The following is a 22,028-nucleotide window of genomic DNA, read 5'->3' as shown; positions in this document are numbered from 1 at the left end:
CATGTACAAGATCTTCTTCAACCTCGTCTTCAAACGGATGGACCCGGAGCAGGCCCATCACCTCGCCTTCCGCTGGATCCGGCTCGCGGTCCGCATCCCCGTGCTGCGCACGTTCGTCGCGGCCGCTCTCGCGCCCCGGTTCGAGGAGCTGCGGACGGAGGCCTTCGGGCTGCGGATGCACGGCCCGTTCGGGCTCGCGGCGGGCTTCGACAAGAACGCGGTCGCGATCGACGGCATGTCGATGCTCGGCTTCGACCACGTCGAGATCGGCACGGTCACGGGGGAGCCGCAGCCCGGCAACCCCAAGAAGCGGCTGTTCCGCCTTGTGCCGGACCGGGCGCTGATCAACCGCATGGGCTTCAACAACGAGGGCTCCGCGGCCGTGGCGGCCCGCCTGGAGGCTCGTGAGGCGGTCTTCAGGACCGTCGTCGGCGTCAACATCGGCAAGACCAAGGTCGTCCCCGAGGAGGAGGCCGTCGGCGACTACGTGAAGTCGACCGAGCGGCTCGCCCGGCACGCCGACTATCTCGTCGTCAACGTGTCGTCGCCCAACACGCCCGGGCTGCGCAACCTCCAGGCGACCGAGGCACTGCGCCCGCTGCTGACCGCCGTGCGTGAAGCCGCCGACCGCGCGGTGACCGACCGCCGCGTCCCGCTCCTGGTGAAGATCGCCCCGGACCTCGCCGACGAGGACGTGGACGCGGTCGCCGACCTCGCCGTGGAGCTGGGCCTGGACGGCATCATCGCGACGAACACGACCATCGCGCGCGAGGGCCTCGGTCTGACATCCGAACCCGAACTCGTCAAGGAGACCGGCGGACTGTCGGGAGCGCCCCTGAAGTCCCGCTCCCTGGAGGTACTGCGCCGCCTCTACGCGCGCGTGGGCGACCGCATCACCCTGGTGGGCGTCGGCGGTATCGAGAACGCGGAGGACGCCTGGCAGCGCATCCTCGCCGGCGCCACCCTCGTGCAGGGCTACAGCGCCTTCATCTACGAAGGGCCCTTCTGGGGCCGCGCGATCCACAAGGGCCTCGCCGCACGCCTGCGCACGAGCCCGTACGCCACCCTCGCCGACGCGGTCGGCGCCGACGTAAGGAAGCAGCCGGTATGAGCCCCCTGGAACCCTTCGGCGCACGTCTCCGCCGCGCCATGGACGAACGCGGTCCCCTCTGCGTCGGCATCGACCCGCACGCCTCGCTGCTCGCGGACTGGGGCCTGAACGACGACGTGGCGGGGCTGGAGCGGTTCAGCCGCACGGTCGTCGAGGCACTCGCCGACCGGGTCGCCGTCCTCAAGCCGCAGAGCGCCTTCTTCGAGCGCTTCGGCTCGCGCGGGATCGCCGTCCTGGAGAAGTCCGTCGAGGAGGCACGGGCGGCCGGCGCGCTGGTCGTGATGGACGCCAAGCGCGGCGACATCGGCTCGACCATGGCCGCGTACGCCGAGTCCTTCCTCCGGAAGGACTCCCCGCTCTTCTCCGACGCGCTGACCGTCTCCCCGTATCTCGGCTACGGCTCGCTCGCCCCGGCGATCGAACTGGCGCGGGAGAGCGGCGCGGGCCTCTTCGTGCTCGCGCTGACCTCCAACCCGGAGGGCGGCGAGGTGCAGCACGCGCTCCGCGCGGACGGCCGGAACGTCGGAGCGACCATGCTGGCCCACCTGGCCGCCGAGAACGCGGGGGAGACCCCGCTGGGCTCCTTCGGGGCCGTCGTCGGCGCCACGCTGGGCGATCTGTCGTCGTACGACCTCGCGGTCAACGGTCCGATCCTCGCGCCCGGCATCGGAGCGCAGGGGGCCACTCCGGCCGATCTTCCCGGGGTCTTCGGAGCGGTGCTGCGCAATGTCGTCCCGAACGTGAGCCGGAGTGTTCTACGTCACGGTCCCGATGTGGGAGCCCTCCGAGCGGCTTCGGAAGGCTTCGCGGAGGACATTCGCGTCGCCTTTGCGACCGTCTGAGGTGTTCGAACGGGTCGATCGAGTCCTCCGATGAGTGGCTCGACGGGCGACTCCGGAGCGACTTGAGTCTGAATACATCCTCAAATCAGGGGCGTTTTGCCGGAAATGTCCGGCCTGGCGCAGGCTGACCAGGACTTTTCCTCTGTTCTCGCTGACTCCGGCGTCCCTGGCCGCTAGTCTCCGAGCAGAGTCAACGGGCAAGCGTGTTGCTCGTAGCTCCCCAGGTGTGGGGCGACTAGGTTCCTCACCGGTCCGTATCCGACAGTTCGACATCCGAGGTGACGTAGGCGTGGCTCTTCCGCCCCTTACCCCTGAACAGCGCGCAGCCGCGCTCGAAAAGGCCGCCGCGGCTCGCCGGGAGCGGGCCGAGGTCAAGAATCGACTCAAGCACTCCGGCGCCTCCCTGCATGACGTCATCAAGCAGGGCCAGGAGAACGACGTCATCGGCAAGATGAAGGTCTCCGCCCTGCTTGAGTCCCTGCCCGGCGTGGGCAAGGTCCGCGCCAAGCAGATCATGGAGCGACTCGGTATCTCCGAGAGCCGCCGTGTCCGTGGCCTTGGTTCCAACCAGATCGCCTCCCTGGAGCGTGAGTTCGGCAGCACTGGTTCCTGAGTCCGGGTACTCCGGACCGGGAGTCCCGGGCACACCGGGATTGCTGGAATAATCGCTGCATGGCTGCAACATTCCGGGGGACGACCCCCGAGCCCCCGGACGTACGTCCGCGGCTGACCGTGCTCTCCGGCCCCTCTGGGGTCGGCAAGAGCACGGTCGTCGCCCATATGCGCAAGGAACACCCCGAGGTGTGGCTCTCGGTGTCGGCGACGACCCGCAGGCCGCGCCCCGGCGAGAAGCACGGCGTCCACTACTTCTTCGTCTCCGACGAGGAGATGGACAAGCTGATCGCCAACGGCGAGCTGCTGGAGTGGGCCGAGTTCGCGGGCAACCGCTACGGCACACCGCGTACGGCCGTTCTCGAACATCTGGAGTCCGGCGTACCGGTCCTCCTGGAGATCGACCTCCAGGGCGCCCGGCAGGTCCGCGAGTCCATGGCCGAGGCGCACTCGGTGTTCCTGGCTCCTCCGTCCTGGGAGGAGCTGGTGCGCAGGCTCACCGGACGGGGCACCGAGCCGCCCGAGGTGATCGAGCGCCGCCTGGACGCGGCCAAGATCGAGCTCGCGGCGGAGCCCGAGTTCGACGCGACCCTGGTCAACACCTCCGTCGAGGACGTAGCGCGCGAGCTGCTAGCCTTGATGGAAGTTGTGTGATCGTTTTTCCGATCTCATCCCATCTTTCGGAAGGCAGAGCGTGTCCTCTTCCATCACCGCTCCCGAGGGCATCATCAACCCTCCGATCGACGAGCTCCTCGAGGCCACTGACTCGAAGTACAGCCTCGTGATCTACGCCGCCAAGCGTGCCCGTCAGATCAACGCGTACTACTCGCAGCTCGGCGAGGGCCTCCTCGAGTACGTCGGTCCGCTCGTCGACACCCACGTCCACGAGAAGCCGCTCTCCATCGCCCTGCGCGAGATCAACGCGGGTCTGCTGACGTCCGAGGCCGTCGAGGGCCCCGCGACCTGAGCCGCAGCAGCTCTATCCACAGGCTCAGCTTTATCCACAGGCCCGGCAGCGACTGTCGGGCCTGTGGTGTGTCATGGAGTCGTACGGGTCGCACGAGCCGCGCGAACGTTTCCGAACTCGGGGAGAGACGGTGGACAAGCCCAAGGTCGTTCTGGGGGTCAGCGGTGGCATCGCCGCGTACAAGGCCTGTGAGCTGCTGCGCAGACTGACGGAGTCGGGCCATGACGTCCGTGTCGTCCCCACCGCGTCCGCCCTGCACTTCGTCGGCGCGGCCACCTGGTCCGCGCTCTCCGGGCACCCCGTCTCGACCGAGGTGTGGGACGACGTCCACGAGGTCCCGCACGTGCGCATCGGCCAGAGCGCCGACCTGGTGGTCGTGGCACCGGCGACGGCCGACATGCTGGCGAAGGCGGCCCACGGCCTCGCCGACGACCTCCTCACCAACACCCTTCTCACCGCCCGCTGTCCGGTCGTCTTCGCGCCCGCCATGCACACGGAGATGTGGGAACACCCGGCCACCCAGGAGAACGTGGCGACACTGCGCCGCCGCGGCGCCGTCGTGATCGAGCCCGCCGTCGGCCGGCTGACCGGCGTCGACACCGGCAAGGGGCGGCTGCCCGATCCCACCGAGATCTTCGAGGTCTGCCGCAGGGTGCTCGCGCGGGGCGTCACCGAGCCCGACCTCACGGGCCAGCACGTCGTCGTCAGCGCCGGCGGCACCCGCGAGCCCCTCGACCCGGTCCGCTTCCTCGGCAACCGCTCCTCCGGCAAGCAGGGTTACGCCCTCGCGCGCACCGCCGCCGCCCGGGGCGCCCGGGTCACGCTGATCGCCGCGAACACGGGGCTGCCGGACCCGGCGGGCGTGGACGTCGTCCCGGTCGGGACCGCCGTACAGCTGCGGGAGGCGGTGCTGAAGGCCGCCGCGGACGCGGACGCGGTCGTCATGGCCGCGGCGGTCGCGGACTTCCGGCCGGCCGAGTACGCGACCGGGAAGATCAAGAAGAAGGACGACAAGGAACCCGACCCCATCGTCCTGGTGCGGAATCCGGACATCCTCGCGGAGATCTCCGCCGACCGCGCCCGCCCCGGACAGGTGGTCGTCGGGTTCGCCGCCGAGACGGACGACGTCCTCGCCAACGGCCGTACCAAACTGGCTCGAAAGGGGTGCGATCTGCTGGTGGTGAACGAGGTGGGGGAGCGCAAGACCTTCGGTTCCGAGGAGAACGAGGCGGTTGTACTGGGCGTCGACGGAAGCGAGACCGCCGTTCCGTACGGTCCGAAGGAAGCCCTGGCAGAGATCGTGTGGGACCTGGTCGTACACCGTCTCTCCTGATTTGTTTCAGCCGTCTGTCAGTCGTCTGTCAGTTCGCCGAAACCTGACATTGGTGCGTGGCGGCTCTGGCCAACGGCACCCGGCATTCGGCAAAATGCGCGTGCCGCAGGTCACAGCGTTTCCCGAGAGGCGAGACAGGTGGACCGTCTGTCGACCGCGACCGATAAACTGTTCTCGGACGATGTCGGGCGCAGCTCCCGTCCGTCCGCCAATGATCAGCCAGCAGCCGCTGCAACCTCAGGGAGCGTTGTGTCCCGTCGCCTTTTCACCTCGGAGTCCGTGACCGAAGGTCACCCCGACAAGATCGCTGACCAGATCAGCGACACCATTCTCGACGCGCTTCTGGCGGAGGACCCGACCTCCCGGGTCGCCGTCGAGACGCTGATCACGACCGGCCTGGTGCACGTGGCCGGCGAGGTCACCACCAAGACCTACGCGCCCATCGCGCAGCTCGTCCGCGACAAGATCCTCGAGATCGGCTACGACTCCTCCAAGAAGGGCTTCGACGGCGCTTCCTGCGGCGTGTCGGTGTCCATCGGCGCGCAGTCCCCGGACATCGCGCAGGGTGTCGACACGGCGTACGAGAACCGTGTCGAGGGCGATGAGGACGAGCTCGACAAGCAGGGCGCGGGCGACCAGGGCCTGATGTTCGGCTACGCGACGGACGAGACGCCGACGCTGATGCCGCTCCCGATCTTCCTGGCGCACCGCCTGTCGAAGCGCCTCTCGGAGGTCCGCAAGAACGGGACGATCCCGTACCTGCGCCCCGACGGCAAGACCCAGGTCACCATCGAGTACGACGGCGACAAGGCCGTCCGTCTCGACACGGTCGTCGTCTCCTCGCAGCACGCGTCCGACATCGACCTGGAGTCGCTGCTCGCCCCCGACATCCGCGAGTTCGTGGTCGAGGCCGAGCTGAAGGCGCTCGTCGAAGAGGGCATCAAGCTCGACACCGACGGCTACCGCCTGCTCGTGAACCCCACCGGCCGCTTCGAGATCGGCGGCCCGATGGGCGACGCCGGCCTGACCGGCCGCAAGATCATCATCGACACGTACGGCGGCATGGCCCGTCACGGCGGTGGCGCGTTCTCGGGCAAGGACCCGTCCAAGGTGGACCGTTCGGCGGCGTACGCGATGCGCTGGGTCGCCAAGAACGTCGTCGCCGCGGGCCTCGCCTCGCGCTGCGAGGTACAGGTCGCGTACGCGATCGGCAAGGCCGAGCCGGTGGGTCTGTTCGTCGAGACGTTCGGCACGGAGAAGGTCGACACGGACCGGATCGAGAAGGCGATCGACGAGGTCTTCGACCTGCGTCCGGCCGCGATCATCCGCGACCTGGACCTGCTGCGCCCGATCTACGCCCAGACCGCCGCGTACGGCCACTTCGGCCGTGAGATTCCCGATTTCACGTGGGAGAACACCGACCGCGTGGACGCGCTGCGCAAGGCCGCGGGGCTGTAGGTTCCGCGTCGTTCGTCAGGTTCTGCGAGGCCCGGTTTCCCTTGGGGGAGCCGGGCCTCGGTGATGTGCCAGGGCGAGGGCTCGTTGTCCGAGGGCGGAGTAGAGCCGTCCGGTCCGTCGTCCGCCTGTGCCGCCCGCTCGGGTTCGAAGCGGCGCCTGATCTCGTCCACGGCCGGCCAGGTCCGGTCGTAAGTCGGCGGTTGGCGGGGGCTGTTCGGGTGGGTCAGTGGCGGATGCCGCGGGCCGTGACGAGGAGTGCCGCGGCTGTGATGGCTGCGATGACCGCCGTCGAGTGGGCGTAGGCCTGGGTGTTGCCGGTGACGGCTGACTGGAAGCTGTGGAGGGCCCAGTAGCCCGGGGTTGCGGGGGCGACCGTGGAAACCCAGTGGGGGAGGACGGTGAGGGGGACCAGGCAGCCGCTGAGGCAGGTGATCGTGAGGGCGCCGATGTCGGAGGCGGCGGCCAACTGGCCCTGGGTGCGGGCGTGTACGCCGAGTGCCAGGCCGCAGGACGTGACGCAGGCCGCCCAGAGGAGGGCCAGCAGGGGGAGGCGCCAGGTGCCGGCGGTGAGAGGGAAGCCGAAGGCCGCGGTCGCGAAGAGGAAGAGGATGGCCTGCTGGAGCAGGAAGAGCGTGATCAAGGGGGCCGCTTTTCCGGCCAGGATCGCGGAAGGGGACGCCGGGCCGGAGCGTAGGCGGTCCCAGGTGTGCCAAGTGCGTTCGGAGAGCAGGAGTTGGCCTGCCACGTCCAGGGCCAGCAGGGTGAACATCACCGCGATGCCCGGAGCGGCCTGCACGATGCCCGCTGCGCCGGGGGTGGCCAAGCGGTCGTACACCGGGTGGAGCACGCTCAGCAGCACCAGGGACATGACGGTGTAGGCGACTGGGGTTCCCGGGTCCCTGATGAGGAGGACGAGCGTGTGGCGGGTCATGACACAGGTCTCGCGGGCCGTGGTTGACGTGAGTTCAGGCCGCATCGTGGGTCTCCGTGGGGAGTTGGCCGGTGGCCAGGCCGCGGTAGAGGTCGTCCAGCGAGGGTTCGCGGATCGTGGCCGAGCGGACCCGGGTGGTGTCGGGGCCCAAGTCCCGGAGGATTCGGGCCAGTTCCTGTGCCGGGTCCGTGGTGCTGAGGCGCAGTTCGCCGGGGGCGGTCGAGGGCTGTGCCAGGTGCCCGGGTACGGGGCCGTTGAACGTCACGGTGACCTCGCCGGGCAGGCCGTCCAGGAGGTCGGCGCGGTTGCCGCGGGCGATCACCCGGCCGGACGCGGCGACCGCGAGTGTGGCGTCCAGGTGCTCCAACTCCGGTAGGTAGTGCGTGGTGTAGCAGATCGCGGCGCCTTCGTCGGCGCGGGTCCTGACGAGTCGTAGCAGCGCTTCGCGGGTGGTGGGGTCGGCGCCGACGGTGGGTTCGTCGAGCAGCAGCACGCGGGGGCGGGGGAGGAGGACGGTGGCTGCCTGGGCGCGGCGCTGCTGGCCGCCGGAGAGCGTCGCGACGGGGCGGTCGAGTAGGTCGGTGAGGAGCAACTCCTCGGCTACGGAGGCCAGTTCGGCGCGGAGTTCGGTGCGGCGCAGGCCCGCGAGGCCGCCGTAGAGGCGGAGGTTCTCGCGGAGGGTGGCGGTCGGGTAGAGGGCCAGTTCCTGGGGGGCCAGGCCGATCAGGCGGCGGGTGGAGCGTGGGGCGGTGGCGAGGTTCAGGCCGGCCGCGTGGACCGTGCCCGTGTCCGGGCGCTCCAGGCCGGCGACTATGCGGGCGAAGGTGGTTTTGCCGGCGCCGTTGTGGCCGATCAGGCCGCAGATCTCGCCGGGTTCTATGTGCAGGTCGAAGCCGTCGAGGGCCTGGACGGGTCCCCATCGTTTGCGCAGGCCGTTGACGGTCAGCATGGTCGCTCCCTCGATATATACAACGTATACGTATACTGTGTATACGTAGCTTCGAGGGAGGATGTCAAGTGACGCCACGGCGGATCAGTCGTGATCAAGTGCTGGACGTGACCTGGGAGTTGGCGACCCGGAAAGGGCTGTCGGCCGTCACGATGCGGGCCGTCGCGCAGGAGCTGGATGTCAACCCGATGACGCTCTACCGGCACGTCGGCGACAAGCAGGGACTCCTCGACGGGCTCGTGGAGCGGCTGTTGCTGGAGATCGAGGTGCCTGGACCTGGAGCCGACTGGCGTGAGCAACTGCGCGCGCTCGCCCACAGCATGCGAGCCGCGGCCCGCCGCCATCCTGATCTATTTCTGCTGCTCTTCCAGCGGCCCGCGGTCACACCCGAGGCCGTCGGGCCTCGCAACGCGGTCTACGGTGCCCTGCGCGCCGCCGGTCTTCAGGAGGAGGGGATTCCGCGGGCCGAGCGGTTGTTGTCGACGTTCATGCTCGGGTTCGCCGCCTCGGAGGCCGGGGGGCGGTTCCGGGACGGTGATCCGGACGCGGACATGGCCTTCGCGGAAGAGCTCATCGGCAGGCTCCTGGCCGAGGGCTAGAAGGTCGAGTGCCTACGCCGGCGGTCGGCCGTTGTCAGTGGCGTTTGGTAAGAATGCAAGCGTGAGCAGCGAGGACGGGGAACGGGACGGTGGGGCGGAGGGCGCGCCGCCTGAGCAGCTTGCGCTGATTCGGGAGAGTGTGCGGCAGGCGAAGGGGCCGAAGGCCAAGCCGCGGACGTGGCGGGGGGCCGCGCTCGCCGGGGAGCTGCCGGTCGCGCGGGTGTTGGTCGACAAAGGCGTGCTGCATCTTGATCGGTACTTCGACTATGCGGTGCCTGAGGAGCTCGACGCCGATGCGCAGCCCGGGGTGCGGGTGCGGGTCAGGTTCGGGGCCGGGCGGCATCGGGTGCGGGACGGGCGGCGTGAGGGCGGGGGGCTGATCGACGGGTTTCTCGTCGAGCGGCTGGCCGCGTCCGATTACTCCGGGCCGCTTGCCGCGCTGGCGCAGGTCGTGTCGCCGGAGCCTGTGCTGAGTGCGGAGCTTCTGGGGCTTGCCCGAGCCGTTGCCGATCGGTACGCCGGGAGTCTTGCCGATGTGCTGCAGCTGGCTGTGCCGCCGCGCAGTGCTCGGGCCGAGCAGAAGCCTTCGCCTGCGCCGTTGCCGCCGCCCGAGGTGCCCGAGGTGGGGTCCTGGGGGCGGTACGAGCGGGGGGCCGGGTTCCTGGAGGCGCTGGCCTCCGGGGGTGCGCCTCGGGCTGTGTGGAACGCGCTGCCTGGGCCCGAGTGGAGTGAGGAGATCGCTCGGGCCGTCGCCGCGACGCTCGCCTCGGGGCGGGGGCGCTCGTCGTCGTGCCGGACGGGCGGGCCGCCGGGCGGGTCGATGCCGCGTTGACCGCGCTGCTGGGGAGGGGCGGCATGCGGTGCTCACCGCCGATGCCGGGCCCGAGAAGCGGTATCGGCAGTGGCTGGCCGTGCGGCGGGGGGCCGTGCGTGCGGTGGTCGGGACGCGGGCCGCGATGTTCGCTCCCGTTCAGGATCTGGGGCTTGTCGCGATCTGGGACGACGGGGACGGGAGTCACAGTGAGCCGCATGCCCCGCAGCCGCATGCGCGGGACGTGTTGCTGTTGCGGGCCGCGTTGGACAAGTGCGGGTTTCTGCTGGGGAGTTGGAGTTGCACCGTGGAGGCGGCGCAGCTTGTGGAGAGCGGGTGGGCCCGGCCGTTGGTCGCGTCGCGGGACCAGGTGCGGGTGGCCGCGCCGCTCGTACGGACCGTGGGGGACGGGGACCTGGCGCGGGACGAGGCGGCTCGGGCCGCGCGGTTGCCTACGCTGGCCTGGCAGGCGGTGCGGGAGGGGTTGAAGCACGGGCCCGTGCTGGTGCAGGTGCCTCGGCGGGGGTATGTGCCGCGGATGGCTTGTGCGCAGTGTCGGGCCGCCGCGCGGTGTCGGCATTGTGCCGGGCCGTTGGAGGGGCAGGACGCGGGGGTGCTGCGCTGTGGGTGGTGCGGGGTCGAGGAGAACTCCTGGCACTGTCCTGAGTGCGGGGGGTTCCGGTTGCGGGCGCAGATCGTGGGGGCGCGGCGGACCGCGGAGGAGTTGGGGCGGGCGTTTCCCGCGGTGCCGGTGCGGACGTCGGGGCGGGAGCAGGTGCTGGACACCGTGCCGGGGTCGCCCGCGTTGGTCGTGAGTACGCCGGGGGCCGAGCCGGTTGCCGAAGGGGGGTATGCGGCGGCCTTGTTGCTGGATGGGTGGGCGATGCTGGGGCGGCCTGATCTGCGGGCCGGGGAGGATGCGTTGCGGCGGTGGATCGCGGCGGGTTCGCTGGTGCGGGCGCAGGGGGTCGGGGGGACCGTGGTTGTCGTTGCGGAACCTACCTTGCGGCCTGTGCAGGCGTTGGTGCGGTGGGATCCCGTCGGGCATGCGGTGCGGGAGCTTGCGGAGCGGGGGGAGTTGGGGTTTCCGCCGGTTTCTCGGATGGCTGCGGTGGCGGGGAGTGCGGGCGGTGTCGCGGAGTTTCTTGCTGCCGTTGAACTGCCTTCTGATGCTGAGGTGTTGGGGCCCGTTCCGATGGTGGTGCCGGTTGCTTCGGCGGGGCGGGCTCGGCGGGTGGGGGATCCGCCTGTCGGGGAGGAGTGGGTGCGGGCGTTGATTCGGGTGCGGCCGGGGAATGGGGGGCGTTGGCTGCGGCGTTGAAGGCCGCGCAGGCTGCTCGGATGGCTCGGGGTGGGGGGGATGTGGTGCGGGTGCGGGTTGATCCGCCGGATATTGGGTGAGCCGGCCCCTCGGCCTTCGGCCTTGGGGTGTCTCCCACCCGCGCACCGCCCGTTCACCGCTCGTTGAGAGGTGGACGTTTGCCGTCGGGGTTCTCGCCGTTGGCGGCTGTCGGATGTGCGCGCGTCTGTGATCCCGGCGTTCACGGCTGGTTGAGGTGTGGGCCTTGTCGCGGGGGTTCTTGTCGTTGGCGGGTGGCCGTGCGTGGTGTGGTCCGCAGTGCGGGCGAAGTGGTTATTGCATGCCGCTGCCTCCCGGGTTTGGGCCGGGAGGCAGGTGGGGTTCGGGTGGGGTCAGCCGTTGCGGGGGCCCGGGAAAGCCGTGGGCCTGGCCTCGTCTCGGAGGGTGGGGCTGCCTGCTGTGGGCTGGGTCGGCATGGAGCGGGCCGCGGGGACCGTGGGGAGGGTCGGCATCGTGGGCATGGCGGGCATCGTGGGGAGGCCCGTGTTCACACCCACCGGGCGGGTCGTCGCCGCCTCCGTCGTGCGTTCGGCGTCGGCCGCGGCCTGGGTCGCGGCGCGGCGGGCGCCGTAGCGGCGGTGGACGGCCTGCTTGGTGACACCAAGGGCCGAGCCCACCGCGTCCCACGAGAAGCCGAGTGAGCGGTCGAAGTCCACGGCGGCCGTGACCAGGGTCTCGACACTGTCCCGCAGCTCCTGCGCGAGACGGACCGTCGGGGCGGGAGCGCGTCCGTAGACGACGAAGCCCGTGGACGGGCCGGAGCGGCGCGGGCGGTAGACGTTGCCCAGCTGGGCGGTGAGCGTGCGCAGTGCGTCCACCTGCCGGCGGACCCGCTCGATGTCCCGCACCAGCAAGTGCAGGCTGGCCCGAGCCTGGGCGTCGTGGGTTGCGTGGTCGGCCATGAACAAGCCTCTCGAACCGGCGTTGAAAAGGATCGGGCCACGCGAATGCGGCCCAAGGAGGTCAACTCTTTCTTGACCAACGCCTGTGCGCTCCGCTGGTCACGCGAAGGGGGCGTAGGGGCATATGCGTACGCCCCCGCCGAACCGGTGTGCGCTGCGGGCGCCGGTGCGTTGTCGGTGAGTTGACGGAGGGGAACGGACGGGAACGGACGGGAACGGACGGGAATGGAGGGGAGTTGACGGGTGTGAGCCGCCGGGCGGTCGTGCCGGGGTGCGCCATAGACTGGTGCGCTGCCCGCCCACCCTCCGCCCGAGAGGCCCGAACCCTCCCATGAAGCTCGTCTTCGCCGGTACCCCCGAGGTCGCCGTTCCCGCCCTGGACGCCCTGATCGCCTCCGGGCGGCATGAGGTGGCCGCCGTCGTCACGCGGCCCGACGCGCCGGCCGGGCGTGGGCGCAGGCTGGTGGCGAGTCCCGTCGCCGAGCGGGCCGAGGAGGCGGGCATCGAGGTGCTGAAGCCCGTGAAGCCGCGCGACCCGGAGTTCCTGGAGCGGTTGCGGGAGATCGCGCCCGACTGCTGTCCCGTCGTCGCCTACGGCGCCCTGCTGCCCCGCGTCGCCCTCGACATCCCCGCCCACGGCTGGGTCAACCTGCACTTCTCGCTGCTCCCCGCCTGGCGCGGCGCCGCCCCCGTGCAGCACTCCATCATGTCCGGCGACGAGATCACCGGCGCCTCCACCTTCCTGATCGAGGAGGGACTCGACTCCGGGCCGGTCTACGGCACCGTCACCGAGGAGATCCGCCCCACCGACACCAGCGGCGACCTGCTCACCCGGCTCGCGTTCGCCGGCTCGGGGCTGCTCGCGGCGACCATGGACGGCATCGAGGACGGCACGCTGAAGGCCGTACCGCAGCCAAACGAGGGCATCACCCTCGCCCCGAAGATCAACGTCGAGGACGCGCAGGTGGATTGGGCGGCTCCGGCGCTGCGGGTGGACCGGGTGGTGCGCGGGTGCACCCCGGCCCCGGGTGCCTGGACGGTGTTCCGCGGTGAGCGGCTCAAGCTCATCCAGGCCGTTCCCGTGCCCGAGCGGACCGACCTCGCGCCCGGGGCGCTGGCCGTCGGCAAGAACAACGTGTACGTGGGCACCGGTTCGTACGCCGTCGAGCTGCTGTGGGTGCAGGCGCAGGGCAAGAAGCCGATGCGCGCGGCGGACTGGGCGCGCGGGGCGCGGATCGGGGCGGGGGAGAGCGTGGGGGCGCTCGGGGCTTCTTAGACACCCGCCGCTTGGGGCTTCCGGATACCTGGGTACTGGGTACAGGGGTACCGGGGGGCCTCCGAGGCCGGCTGCCGGCGGGGCTTCTGGGTACCTGCGGGGATTGTGGGACTTCCGGCACCCACCGCACCCCGCCCCAGCATGCCCTCCCAAGGGGCGCGGGGAACTGCGCGACCAGCCACGACGCACCCGCACCCGCCCCCCACCCCGGTACCCCCCACCCCACGCACCCCACGCACCCCACACCCGCGCACACCCACGGCAGTGCGACGTACGCTGGGTGCACATCTCAGCCAGAAATCCGGAGCACCTTTTTCGTGAGCGAGCAGTCCCCGCGACCCCGTAAGCCCGGCAAGCCCTACCGCCGGCCGCAGAAGGACCCCGTCCGTTTCCTCGCCTTCGAGGCGCTGAGGGCCGTGGACGAGCGGGACGCGTACGCCAACCTCGTCCTGCCGCCGCTGCTGCGGAAGGCGCGCGAGAAGGGCGACTTCGACGCCCGGGACGCCGCGCTCGCGACCGAGCTGGTGTACGGGACGCTGCGCAAGCAGGGGACCTACGACGCGATCATCGCCTCGTGCGTCGACCGGCCGCTGCGTGAGGTCGACCCGCCGGTGCTGGATGTGCTCAGCCTTGGCGTGCACCAGTTGCTCGGGACGCGGATCCCGACGCACGCCGCCGTGTCCGCCTCCGTCGAACTCGCCCGGGTCGTTCTCGGCGACGGGCGGGCCAAGTTCGTCAACGCCGTGCTGCGGAAGGTCGCGCAGGACGACCTCGACACCTGGATCGAACGGGTCGCGCCGCCCTACGACGACGACCCCGAGGACAACCTCGCCATCGTGCACTCGCACCCGCGCTGGGTCGTCTCCGCGCTGTGGGACTCGCTCGGCGGCGGCCGCGCCGGTATCGAGGACCTGTTGGAGGCCGACAACGAACGGCCCGAGGTGACCCTGGTCGCGCGGCCCGGCCGGTCCACCACCGAGGAGCTGCTCCGCGAGGAGGCCGCGGTGCCGGGGCGCTGGTCGCCGTACGCCGTGCGGCTCAGCGAGGGCGGGGAGCCGGGGCCGTGGAAGCGGTGAAGGAAGGGCGTGCGGGGGTGCAGGACGAGGGCAGTCAGCTGGTCGCCCTCGCGCTGGCCAACGCGCCCCTCGACGGGCCGGACGAGAAATGGCTCGACGGGTGCGCCGGGCCCGGTGGCAAGGCCGCGCTGCTCGCCGCCGTGGCCGCCGAGCGCGGGGCGATGCTCCTCGCCTCCGAGAAGGCGCCGCACCGGGCAGGGCTGGTGGCGAAGTCCCTTGCCGGGAACCCGGGGCCGTACCAGGTCATCGCCGCCGACGGGACCCGGCCGCCGTGGCGTCCCGGGAGCTTCGACCGCGTCCTGATGGATGTGCCGTGTACGGGGCTCGGTGCCCTGCGCCGTCGCCCCGAGGCCCGTTGGCGGCGCCGCCCCGAGGACCTCGAAGGCTTCGCGCCCCTGCAACGTGACCTGTTGGGTACCGCGCTCGAATCCGTGCGCGTCGGTGGGGTCGTCGGTTACGCGACCTGCTCACCGCACCTCGCCGAGACCCGGGCCGTCGTCGACGACATCCTCAAGCAGTACCCGCACACCGAACTGATCGACGCCCGCCCGCTCCTGCCCGACGTCCCGGCACTCGGCGCGGGTCCCGACGTCCAGCTGTGGCCGCACCTGCACGGGACCGACGCGATGTATCTGGCGCTGATCCGCCGCACCGGGTGACCTGACGGCCGCACGGGGGCTGGGCCTCGGAGGGCCGGCCGGTCGTCGTAGGTGACGACGTCCTACGGGGGCCGTCGGCTGAGCGGCGGCTCGGTGAGCTGGGGGCGGCTGTCGAACGCCCGGGTGGTGTAGGGCCATGCCGGTGGCGCGGTGGCGCGGTGGCGCGGTGGCGCGGTGGCGCGGTGGCGCGGTGGCGCGGTGGCGCGGTGGCGCGGTGGCGCGGTGGCGCGGCATGTCGTCTGCTGGCAGTCGGCCGTCTGGCGCGCCAACCGCCAACTGCCAACTGCCAACCGCAGTCCGGCCGGCACGCCGTCCGCCGTCAGGCGAGCGTTCGGCATGCCAACCGCTGTCCGCCGCCTGGCACGCCGACGTCTGGCACCCCAGCCGCCACCGCCAGCCGCCACCGCCAGCCGCCAACCACCACCGCCAACTACCGCCACCCACCCCGCCGCCGTTTTCACACCGTGACCGAACAGGCATCGCGGACTGTCTTCAGCTGGCGAACCGCGTCGGCCCGCTCGCGCCCCCGTCGTCGTCACCCCACGCGCTGAAGCCCCTCCCGCGTGAGGTCGGCAAGGGTCGGGTAGCCGTCGACCGCCATGATCAGGTCGGCCTCCGCGAGGAGGGAGCGGAGGACGTGGATGATGCCGTCCGTGCCGCCGAGGGCGAGGCCGTAGGCGTAGGGGCGGCCGATTCCTACGGCGGTGGCGCCCAGGGCGATGGCCTTGACGATGTCGGCGCCGCTGCGGATGCCGGAGTCGAACAGGACCGGGAGGCCGTCCGCCGCCTCGACCACGGCGGGGAGCGCGTCCAGGGCGGGGAGGCCGCCGTTGGCCTGGCGGCCGCCGTGGTTGGAGCAGTAGATGCCGTCCACGCCTCCGTCCTTCGCGCGGCGTACGTCCTCGGGGTGGCAGATGCCCTTGACGATCAGGGGGAGGTCGGTGAGGGACCGTAGCCAGGGGAGGTCGTCCCAGGTGAGGGGGTTGCCGAAGAGCTGGGTCCAGAGGAGGACCGCGGACTGGGGGTCCTCCTCCGGGGTGCGGGGGAGGCGGGCGCGGAAGACCGGGTCGCTGGTGTAGTTGGCGAGGCAATGGCCGCGCAGCTGGGGGAAGTTGGCGGTGGACAGGTCGCGGGGGCGCCAGCCGGTGACCCAGGTGTCCAGGGTGACCACGATGCCCTTGTAGCCCGCCTGTTCCGCGCGCTGGACGAGGCTCGCGGCGAGGTCCTTGTCGGTGGGGGTGTAGAGCTGGAACAGGCCCGGTGTGTCGCCGAACTCGCCTGCCACCTTCTCCAGCGGGTCGACCGTCAGCGTGGAGGCGACCATCGGAACTCCGGTGCGCGCGGCGGCCCTCGCGGTCGCCAGGTCGCCGTGGCCGTCCTGGGCGCAGAGGCCGATGACGCCGATCGGGGCCATGAAGACGGGGGAGGGCAGCCGCATCCCGAACAGGTCGACGGACAGGTCGCGTTCGGCTGCGCCGACGAACATGCGGGGGACCAGGCCCCAGTGGTCGAAGGCGGTGACGTTGGCGCGCTGGGTGCGTTCGTCTCCGGCGCCGCCCGCGACGTACGACCACACGGAGGGCGGCAGCGCGGAGCTCGCCCGGTCCTCCAGCTCCGCGAAGGCCATGGGGTAGGACGGCACGATGCCGCCGAGCCCGTTCAGGTAGATCTCGTTCTGGTAGGAGCCGAACGGCTGTCCCGTGCCCATGCCATCTCCCTCTGCGCTGAGGTGCCCTGCCCGCTGCTGAAAGCCGGTGAAGTGCAGGATTCTCGCACCCCGGGTCAGGCGGAGGGTGTCGCGGGGGCCGGCCGGACCGGCAGCTCCCTGACGCCCTGGGCTCCTCCACGCGTGACGTGCCCCGAGCACGGATCCGCCCTGGGCACGGGGTCACGCCTCAGTCCACTCACCGGAACGGCCACTGTTTCCACCCCGTCCAGTGCAACGCCGGTAAGGGGCGCGGGGCAGTGTCGATGTGCGGCTCCGCCGCGGGGCGCGATCAGCCACACTCGACCGGCACCCGAAAACCGGGCGCATCCACAACGGACCGATGCGGCCAACCCCCGGAGGGCATGGCAGGCTTGGGGCATGCCCGTGCAGATCAACCCCAGCATCCTGTCCGCCGACTTCGCCCGCCTGGCCGAAGAGGCGAAGGCGGTAGAAGGAGCCGACTGGCTCCACGTGGACGTCATGGACAACCACTTCGTCCCGAACCTCACCCTCGGCGTGCCGGTCGTAGAGTCGCTGGCGCGGGCGACGGACACCCCGCTGGACTGCCATCTGATGATCGAGGACGCCGATCGCTGGGCACCGCAGTACGTCGAGGCGGGTGCCTCCTCCGTCACCTTCCACGTCGAGGCGGCCGGTGCGCCGGTGCGGCTGGCCCGTGAGATTCGGGCCAAGGGAGCGCGCGCGTCCATGGCGCTGAAGCCCGCGACGCCGATCGAGCCGTACGAGGATCTGCTCCCCGAACTCGACATGCTGCTGATCATGACCGTGGAGCCGGGCTTCGGTGGCCAGTCGTTCCTCGACATCATGCTGCCGAAGATCCGCCGTACCCGGGAGCTGATCAAGAAGCACGGACTGGAGCTGTGGCTGCAGGTCGACGGGGGAGTTTCGGCCGCGACGATCGAGCGCTGCGCGGACGCGGGCGCGGACGTGTTCGTCGCCGGTTCGGCGGTCTACGGGGCATCCGACCCGGCCGCGGCGGTACGTGCACTGCGCACGCAGGCGGAGGGGGCCACCGGCAAGGCATCCTGGGCGTGCGACCACTGAGCGGCAGGTATGTGAACGGCGGCCATCAAGGCTGATCAAGTGCGCCGGATCTGCGAGGATGAACGGCGAATCCAGAGTGTGAACAGCAGTGAGGAGATCGCCGTGTCGGGTATGTCGGCGGGCCGGTCAGCCATGCGGATGGGACCCGCAGAGCTGGTGCAGGCGGCGGCCATGGCCCGCCGCTTCTACCTCGAGGGCAAGTCCAAGATCCAGATCGCGGAGGAGTTCGGCGTCAGCCGCTTCAAGGTGGCCCGGGTCCTGGAGACCGCTCTCGAACGGGATCTCGTACGGATCGAGATCCGAGTACCGGCCGAACTGGACGCGGAGCGCTCGGACGCGCTGCGTGCCCGGTACGGCCTGAGGCACGCCGTCGTGGTCGAGTCCCCGGCCGAGGTCAGCGAGGAGTCGCCCGATCCCGAGAACCTCGGGGAGGTCGCGGCCGACCTGCTCGGCGAGCTGGTCAACGAGGGCGATGTGCTCGGCCTGGCCTGGGGCCGGTCCACCATCCACATGGCGGCCGCCCTCGACCGGCTGCCGCCCTGCACGGTGGTCCAGCTGACGGGCGTGTACGACGCCGGGACCGCCGAGCGCGGCTCGGTCGAGGCCGTACGGCGGGCCGCGCAGGTGTCGGGCGGCGACGCCCACCCCATCTACGCGCCGATGCTGCTGCCGGACGCGGCCACCGCAGAAGCGTTGCGCCACCAGACGGGGATCGCCCGGGCCTTCGAGTACTTCGACAAGGTCACGGTCGCCTGCGTCTCCATCGGCTCGTGGGAGCCGGGCATCTCGACGGTCTACGACATGCTCAGCGACGAGGAGCGGGCGCACTACTCGTCCTTCGGTGTCGCCGCCGAGACGTCCGCGCACCTCTTCGACGCCGAGGGCCGCCGGGTCGGCCGGGACCTGGGCGAGCGGTGCATCACCGTCAAGGCGGACCAGTTGCGCCGTATCCCCGAGGTCGTCGCGATCGCGGGCGGGCAGCGGAAGGCGGCGGCGATCGACGCGGTGCTGCGGTCCGGTCTGGTCACCAGCCTGGTGACGGACACCGCGGCGGCCGACTACCTGATGACGGCCGGCTCACCGCCGAAGTCGGCGCTCAGCCGGACGGACCCCGACGGGATCTGACGGACCCGGACAACAGGCCTTGAGGGGACGGCCGTGGCAGCATCGGGCGCATGCTGCTGCGGTTCGTCCCCCGAGTGCTTCTCGCCTGCCGGGTTCTTCTCGTCTGCCTGGCCGTACTGCTGCCGGTCGGCTGTTCCTCCACGGCCACCAGCGGTACCGACGCGAGTAGCGTCAAGCTCTCCCAACTCCCCGCCGAGGCACGGCAGACCGTCGCTCTCATCGACAAGGGCGGACCCTTCCCGTACGCCAAGGACGGGGTCGTCTTCGGGAACTACGAGAAGCTGCTGCCCCAGCAAAAGCGCGGCTACTACCACGAATACACCGTCAGGACGCCGGGCTCGCGCGATCGCGGGGCCCGGCGCATTGTCACCGGGCAGGACGGCGAGATCTACTACACCGATGATCACTACAAGTCGTTCAGGACGGTACTGAGATGACGGAGCTCGCGGTCACGCTCGACCTCGACGGGGTCACGGACAAGGCCGGCTTGATGGACCGCTGTGCCCGTGCGCTGTCCCTGCCCGACTGGTTCGGCCGGAACTGGGACGCCCTCGCCGACAGCCTCGGCGACCACACCGTGTGGCCCGAGGGCGCGGTGGAGCGGGGGCTGCTGGTCGTCGTACGGAACTGGCAGCCGTACGCCAAGGCGCGGCCCGACGAGTGGGAGATCGCCGTCGGTGTCTTCGGGGACGCGGTCGACGCGACGCCGGAGCTTTCCGTCGTGCTCGCGCTGGGCGGGAGCGGGCGCTAGCCCGATTGTCCGAGGCGGCTGGCAGAGTGTTCGGTATGGAGCAACAGGAGCAGCGCACGTCGGTTCGTCTCGTGGTCGTGGACCCGGACCTCGAAGCGCAGTGCGACCGGGTGGAAGAGCACTTGCTGGCGCCCCTGGCCGAGATCGTCGGGGGAGCGGGTGGGCACCCGCTGTTCGCGGACGGGCTCGCCGTCTTCCGGCGGGTGCGGGAGACACTGGCCGACGCGGTGGCGCGGGGGCCCAAGGTGTGGTCGCCGAACGGCCGTTGGGAGCACGAGGGTCTGCGCATCGTCGAACTGCCCACGGAGGACACGGACTTGCTGTACGCGCTGCTGCGCGAGCTGTCCGGACTCCTCGTGGCCCCGCCCGATCTGCCCGACCCGTCCGGCGTAGTGGCCACCGTTCGCGGCACCGTCCTGACCCCTGAGAAGACCGCCGTCGGCCTGGTCGGCGCGCTGGCGCGGGTGCTCTCCCTGGTGGATCTCACGCCCGACGCCGACACGGCCACCCTCTTCGCGGCGATCGAGGCGGCCGGCGGCGAGGACGTGAGACTCAGCTACGGGCAGGACGAGGCATGGCAGCGCCTCGCCCACCGGCTCACGATGCTGCTCACCGAGTCGGCTCCCTTGCATCGCTTCCTGTACTGAACTGCCTTTTAATCAGCGGGAGTTACGCCTGCGGCGGGCGACGAGCAGGGCCGCCGAGCCCAGCACCACGGCCCCGCCCGCCGCGCCGGCGATGAGGGCCATGGGGCCCGTGCCCGTGTGCGGCAGCGTGCCGCCGGGCGCGGCCGTCGCGGTCGGTGTGGCCGACGTACCGCCCGACGCTCCCGGGGTGAGGGACGTGCCGGACGTGGGCGAGGACGCGGACGTGCTCGACGTCGGTGACGCGGCCGCCTTGTCGAAGGCGAACGTCACGCTGTCGTTGGCGGTGTTCCGGTCATGGAGGGCGATGCCCGCCGGGCCGGGGCGTACGGTCGCCGTGCCCTTGGCGTCCGTGTAGTCCTTGGCGGGCTTCACCCACAGCACGAACAGCTGGCTCTTCCCGGCGGCGACACCGCGCGGCACGGGGCAGACGTAGTGCCGGTGGCCCGCGGCGAAGGGGGCCGTCTTCGTGTCGCTGACCCAGAGGAAGCACTCGCCGTAGGGGCCGTCCTCCCCCTCCTCGAAGGCGTTGCCGGTCGCGACCGTGCCCTTGGGCAGGACCACGTCGAGCAGGGCGACGGCCTTGTTGCCGACGCCGTACGCGGAGGCCGGGCCGTGGTTCACGGCGTTGAGGGTCAGGGTCCACTGGCCGGCCGTACCGCGGGGTGTCACCGCGGCGGTGGCCGCGAGGTCCGCGGAGCTGTCGGCCGAGACGCGGACCTGGCCCGTGGCACCGCTCTCGAAGCCGTCTCCCGCACCGGACGCGGGCACCAGGGTGAGCGCGGGCCCGGTGCCCTGGTGGACGCCGCCACCTGGGTCCACGCCGGGCTTCAGGAGCTCGGCCGAGTAGTCGGTCACGGCGGTCAGGACGTGCTTGCCGACCGTCGCGGTCAGCGGGCTGCTCAGCTCGACGGTGGCGCCCGCGGCGACGGGGGCCGTGAAGATGCAGGTGACGGACGCCTGGCTGCCGGGTTCGACGGGGTCGTCGCCGTCGCCGTAGGCGCAGTTGGAGAACTTCCGGTCGAAGACCAGCCCGCCCACCTCCTCCCAGCGCAGCATGATGCGGCGGTCCGTGGCCAGGTCGCCGGTGTTGCGCAGCCGGAGCGGAAGCTCGATCCGGGATCCGAGCTTGGCGTGCGTCACGTCCGGGACCTTGCCGACGACCAGGTCCGGGACGCCGACGACCACCTTCGCCTCCGCGGTGGCACCGGTGCCGTGGTCCGCGCTGACGGCGTACTTGAGTGTGCCGGTGGCGCCGACCGCGGCGCCCGGGTCCGCCCGCACGGTGAAGTCGACGTACGGCGGCTGGGCGACGTCCTTGTTGACGCAGGTGAAGACCTGCCCGGCGGCCGTGCACCTCGCGTCGTCGACCGTGACGCTGGCGATGCCGGACAGGTCCCGGGCATCGATGACGAGGGTCTCGTTCGTCTGCAGGGGAACGTTCGCCCCGCCGTCGTAGAACGTCCAGCCCACGTGGACCGACTGCGCGGACGCCCCCACGTTGAGCTGCTTGTCCGCGTCGATCACGGCGTAGGACTGCGTCGGCAGGGGGGAGGGACTGGCGGCCAGGGCCGCGGATCCTGGTGCGAGGGCGAGCACCACGGCGGCCAGCGCCGTCCCCAGCACCGTGCGATGGGAAGTCATGCCCGTTCGATACGTGAGGTGTCCCGAAGGTTGCCCCCATGTGAATCACGGATTCGTTTGGGCGTTCCTCCAGGGAGGCCGTCGACCTGCCTGGACGATGATCCGAGGCATGGCATGACGCCCGACATGGGACAATGAAGTACGTGCTCCTCCCCCTGGCTGACCTGTCCGGGGACCACCTCTGATCGACTGGGATGTGCGGCAC

General features: G+C 71.1%; 20 protein-coding genes and 2 pseudogenes. 16 read left to right on the top strand and 6 right to left on the bottom strand.

Going from position 1 to position 22,028, the window contains the following annotated elements; genetic code table 11:
• The first annotated feature begins 1 nt into the window (after position 1).
• The 7 genes from R2B38_RS05135 (at position 2) to metK (ending at position 6,323) form a co-directional block, all read left to right on the top strand.
• Positions 2-1,111 carry a quinone-dependent dihydroorotate dehydrogenase gene (locus tag R2B38_RS05135; protein WP_318015163.1) on the top strand — a complete coding sequence of 370 codons (1,110 nt, stop codon included), beginning with the start codon at positions 2-4 and terminating at the stop codon, positions 1,109-1,111.
• A complete protein-coding gene (gene pyrF / locus R2B38_RS05130) occupies positions 1,108-1,953 on the top strand; it encodes an orotidine-5'-phosphate decarboxylase (protein WP_318015162.1) in 846 nt (281 codons plus the stop codon). Before R2B38_RS05135 ends, pyrF begins: the two co-directional genes overlap by 4 nt.
• Positions 1,954-2,242: 289 nt before the next feature.
• Entirely contained in the window at positions 2,243-2,566 is a 324-nt protein-coding gene (locus R2B38_RS05125; protein ID WP_019059734.1) for an integration host factor, read from the top strand.
• Between the two features lie 59 nt (positions 2,567-2,625).
• Entirely contained in the window at positions 2,626-3,219 is a 594-nt protein-coding gene (gmk, locus tag R2B38_RS05120) for a guanylate kinase (RefSeq protein ID WP_078652511.1), read from the top strand.
• Positions 3,220-3,259: 40 nt separating this feature from the next.
• Entirely contained in the window at positions 3,260-3,532 is a 273-nt protein-coding gene (rpoZ, locus tag R2B38_RS05115) for a DNA-directed RNA polymerase subunit omega (RefSeq protein WP_019059732.1), read from the top strand.
• Positions 3,533-3,662: 130 nt separating this feature from the next.
• Positions 3,663-4,865 (top strand): bifunctional phosphopantothenoylcysteine decarboxylase/phosphopantothenate--cysteine ligase CoaBC, encoded by a 1,203-nt coding sequence (gene coaBC, locus R2B38_RS05110; RefSeq protein ID WP_318015161.1) that lies wholly within the window; start codon positions 3,663-3,665, stop codon positions 4,863-4,865.
• 249 nt (positions 4,866-5,114) lie between these two features.
• A complete protein-coding gene (gene metK / locus R2B38_RS05105; RefSeq protein ID WP_033282296.1) occupies positions 5,115-6,323 on the top strand; it encodes a methionine adenosyltransferase in 1,209 nt (402 codons plus the stop codon).
• 223 nt (positions 6,324-6,546) lie between these two features.
• On the opposite strand, the gene R2B38_RS05100 is transcribed toward metK, so the two are convergent.
• Positions 6,547-7,299 (bottom strand): ABC transporter permease, encoded by a 753-nt coding sequence (locus R2B38_RS05100; RefSeq protein WP_318015160.1) that lies wholly within the window; start codon positions 7,297-7,299, stop codon positions 6,547-6,549.
• Positions 7,289-8,203, bottom strand: coding sequence for an ABC transporter ATP-binding protein (locus R2B38_RS05095; RefSeq protein WP_318015159.1), 915 nt, complete (start codon positions 8,201-8,203; stop codon positions 7,289-7,291). The genes R2B38_RS05100 and R2B38_RS05095 overlap by 11 nt, the downstream gene beginning before the upstream one ends.
• A gap of 68 nt (positions 8,204-8,271) precedes the next feature.
• On the opposite strand from R2B38_RS05095, the gene R2B38_RS05090 reads away from it, so the two are divergent.
• Together R2B38_RS05090 and R2B38_RS05085 are read left to right on the top strand one after the other, a co-directional pair.
• The gene (locus tag R2B38_RS05090) at positions 8,272-8,802 is read left to right on the top strand and encodes a TetR/AcrR family transcriptional regulator (RefSeq protein WP_318015158.1); all 531 of its coding nucleotides are present in this window, start codon (positions 8,272-8,274) and stop codon (positions 8,800-8,802) included.
• A gap of 61 nt (positions 8,803-8,863) precedes the next feature.
• Positions 8,864-11,014 (top strand): annotated as a pseudogene (locus R2B38_RS05085) (primosomal protein N').
• Between the two features lie 291 nt (positions 11,015-11,305).
• On the opposite strand, the gene R2B38_RS05080 reads toward R2B38_RS05085, so the two are convergent.
• On the bottom strand, positions 11,306-11,875 hold the full coding sequence (locus R2B38_RS05080; RefSeq protein ID WP_033282301.1) for a hypothetical protein: 570 nt from the start codon (positions 11,873-11,875) through the stop codon (positions 11,306-11,308).
• 331 nt (positions 11,876-12,206) lie between these two features.
• Between R2B38_RS05080 and fmt the strand changes: the two genes are divergently transcribed.
• A complete protein-coding gene (fmt, locus tag R2B38_RS05075; protein ID WP_318015157.1) occupies positions 12,207-13,151 on the top strand; it encodes a methionyl-tRNA formyltransferase in 945 nt (314 codons plus the stop codon).
• Positions 13,152-13,468: 317 nt separating this feature from the next.
• Positions 13,469-14,886, top strand: a pseudogene (locus R2B38_RS05070) (RsmB/NOP family class I SAM-dependent RNA methyltransferase).
• 62 nt (positions 14,887-14,948) lie between these two features.
• Here the strand turns inward: R2B38_RS05070 and R2B38_RS05065 are convergent.
• Positions 14,949-15,224 carry a hypothetical protein gene (locus tag R2B38_RS05065; protein ID WP_318015156.1) on the bottom strand — a complete coding sequence of 92 codons (276 nt, stop codon included), beginning with the start codon at positions 15,222-15,224 and terminating at the stop codon, positions 14,949-14,951.
• A 197-nt stretch (positions 15,225-15,421) separates the two neighbouring features.
• On the bottom strand, positions 15,422-16,594 hold the full coding sequence (locus R2B38_RS05060) for an alpha-hydroxy-acid oxidizing protein (protein ID WP_318015155.1): 1,173 nt from the start codon (positions 16,592-16,594) through the stop codon (positions 15,422-15,424).
• 378 nt (positions 16,595-16,972) lie between these two features.
• Between R2B38_RS05060 and rpe the strand changes: the two genes are divergently transcribed.
• The 5 genes from rpe to R2B38_RS05035 all read left to right on the top strand — a co-directional run bounded on the left by rpe (position 16,973) and on the right by R2B38_RS05035 (position 20,182).
• Entirely contained in the window at positions 16,973-17,659 is a 687-nt protein-coding gene (gene rpe, locus R2B38_RS05055; protein WP_033282305.1) for a ribulose-phosphate 3-epimerase, read from the top strand.
• 78 nt (positions 17,660-17,737) lie between these two features.
• The gene (locus tag R2B38_RS05050; protein ID WP_019059715.1) at positions 17,738-18,784 is read left to right on the top strand and encodes a sugar-binding transcriptional regulator; all 1,047 of its coding nucleotides are present in this window, start codon (positions 17,738-17,740) and stop codon (positions 18,782-18,784) included.
• Positions 18,785-18,834: 50 nt separating this feature from the next.
• The gene (locus R2B38_RS05045; protein WP_318015154.1) at positions 18,835-19,221 is read left to right on the top strand and encodes a ribonuclease; all 387 of its coding nucleotides are present in this window, start codon (positions 18,835-18,837) and stop codon (positions 19,219-19,221) included.
• On the top strand, positions 19,218-19,535 hold the full coding sequence (locus tag R2B38_RS05040; protein WP_318015153.1) for a barstar family protein: 318 nt from the start codon (positions 19,218-19,220) through the stop codon (positions 19,533-19,535). The genes R2B38_RS05045 and R2B38_RS05040 overlap by 4 nt, the downstream gene beginning before the upstream one ends.
• A gap of 35 nt (positions 19,536-19,570) precedes the next feature.
• Positions 19,571-20,182 carry a hypothetical protein gene (locus R2B38_RS05035; RefSeq protein ID WP_318015152.1) on the top strand — a complete coding sequence of 204 codons (612 nt, stop codon included), beginning with the start codon at positions 19,571-19,573 and terminating at the stop codon, positions 20,180-20,182.
• 12 nt (positions 20,183-20,194) lie between these two features.
• Here R2B38_RS05035 and R2B38_RS05030 read toward each other — a convergent pair whose 3' ends face one another.
• A complete protein-coding gene (locus tag R2B38_RS05030; protein ID WP_318015151.1) occupies positions 20,195-21,823 on the bottom strand; it encodes an LPXTG cell wall anchor domain-containing protein in 1,629 nt (542 codons plus the stop codon).
• Positions 21,824-22,028 lie beyond the last annotated feature (205 nt).

Origin of the sequence: Streptomyces sp. N50, from assembly GCF_033335955.1 — a bacterium.
In the GTDB taxonomy this organism is placed as follows: domain Bacteria; phylum Actinomycetota; class Actinomycetes; order Streptomycetales; family Streptomycetaceae; genus Streptomyces.
This window is presented reverse-complemented; position numbering and strand designations above follow the sequence as displayed.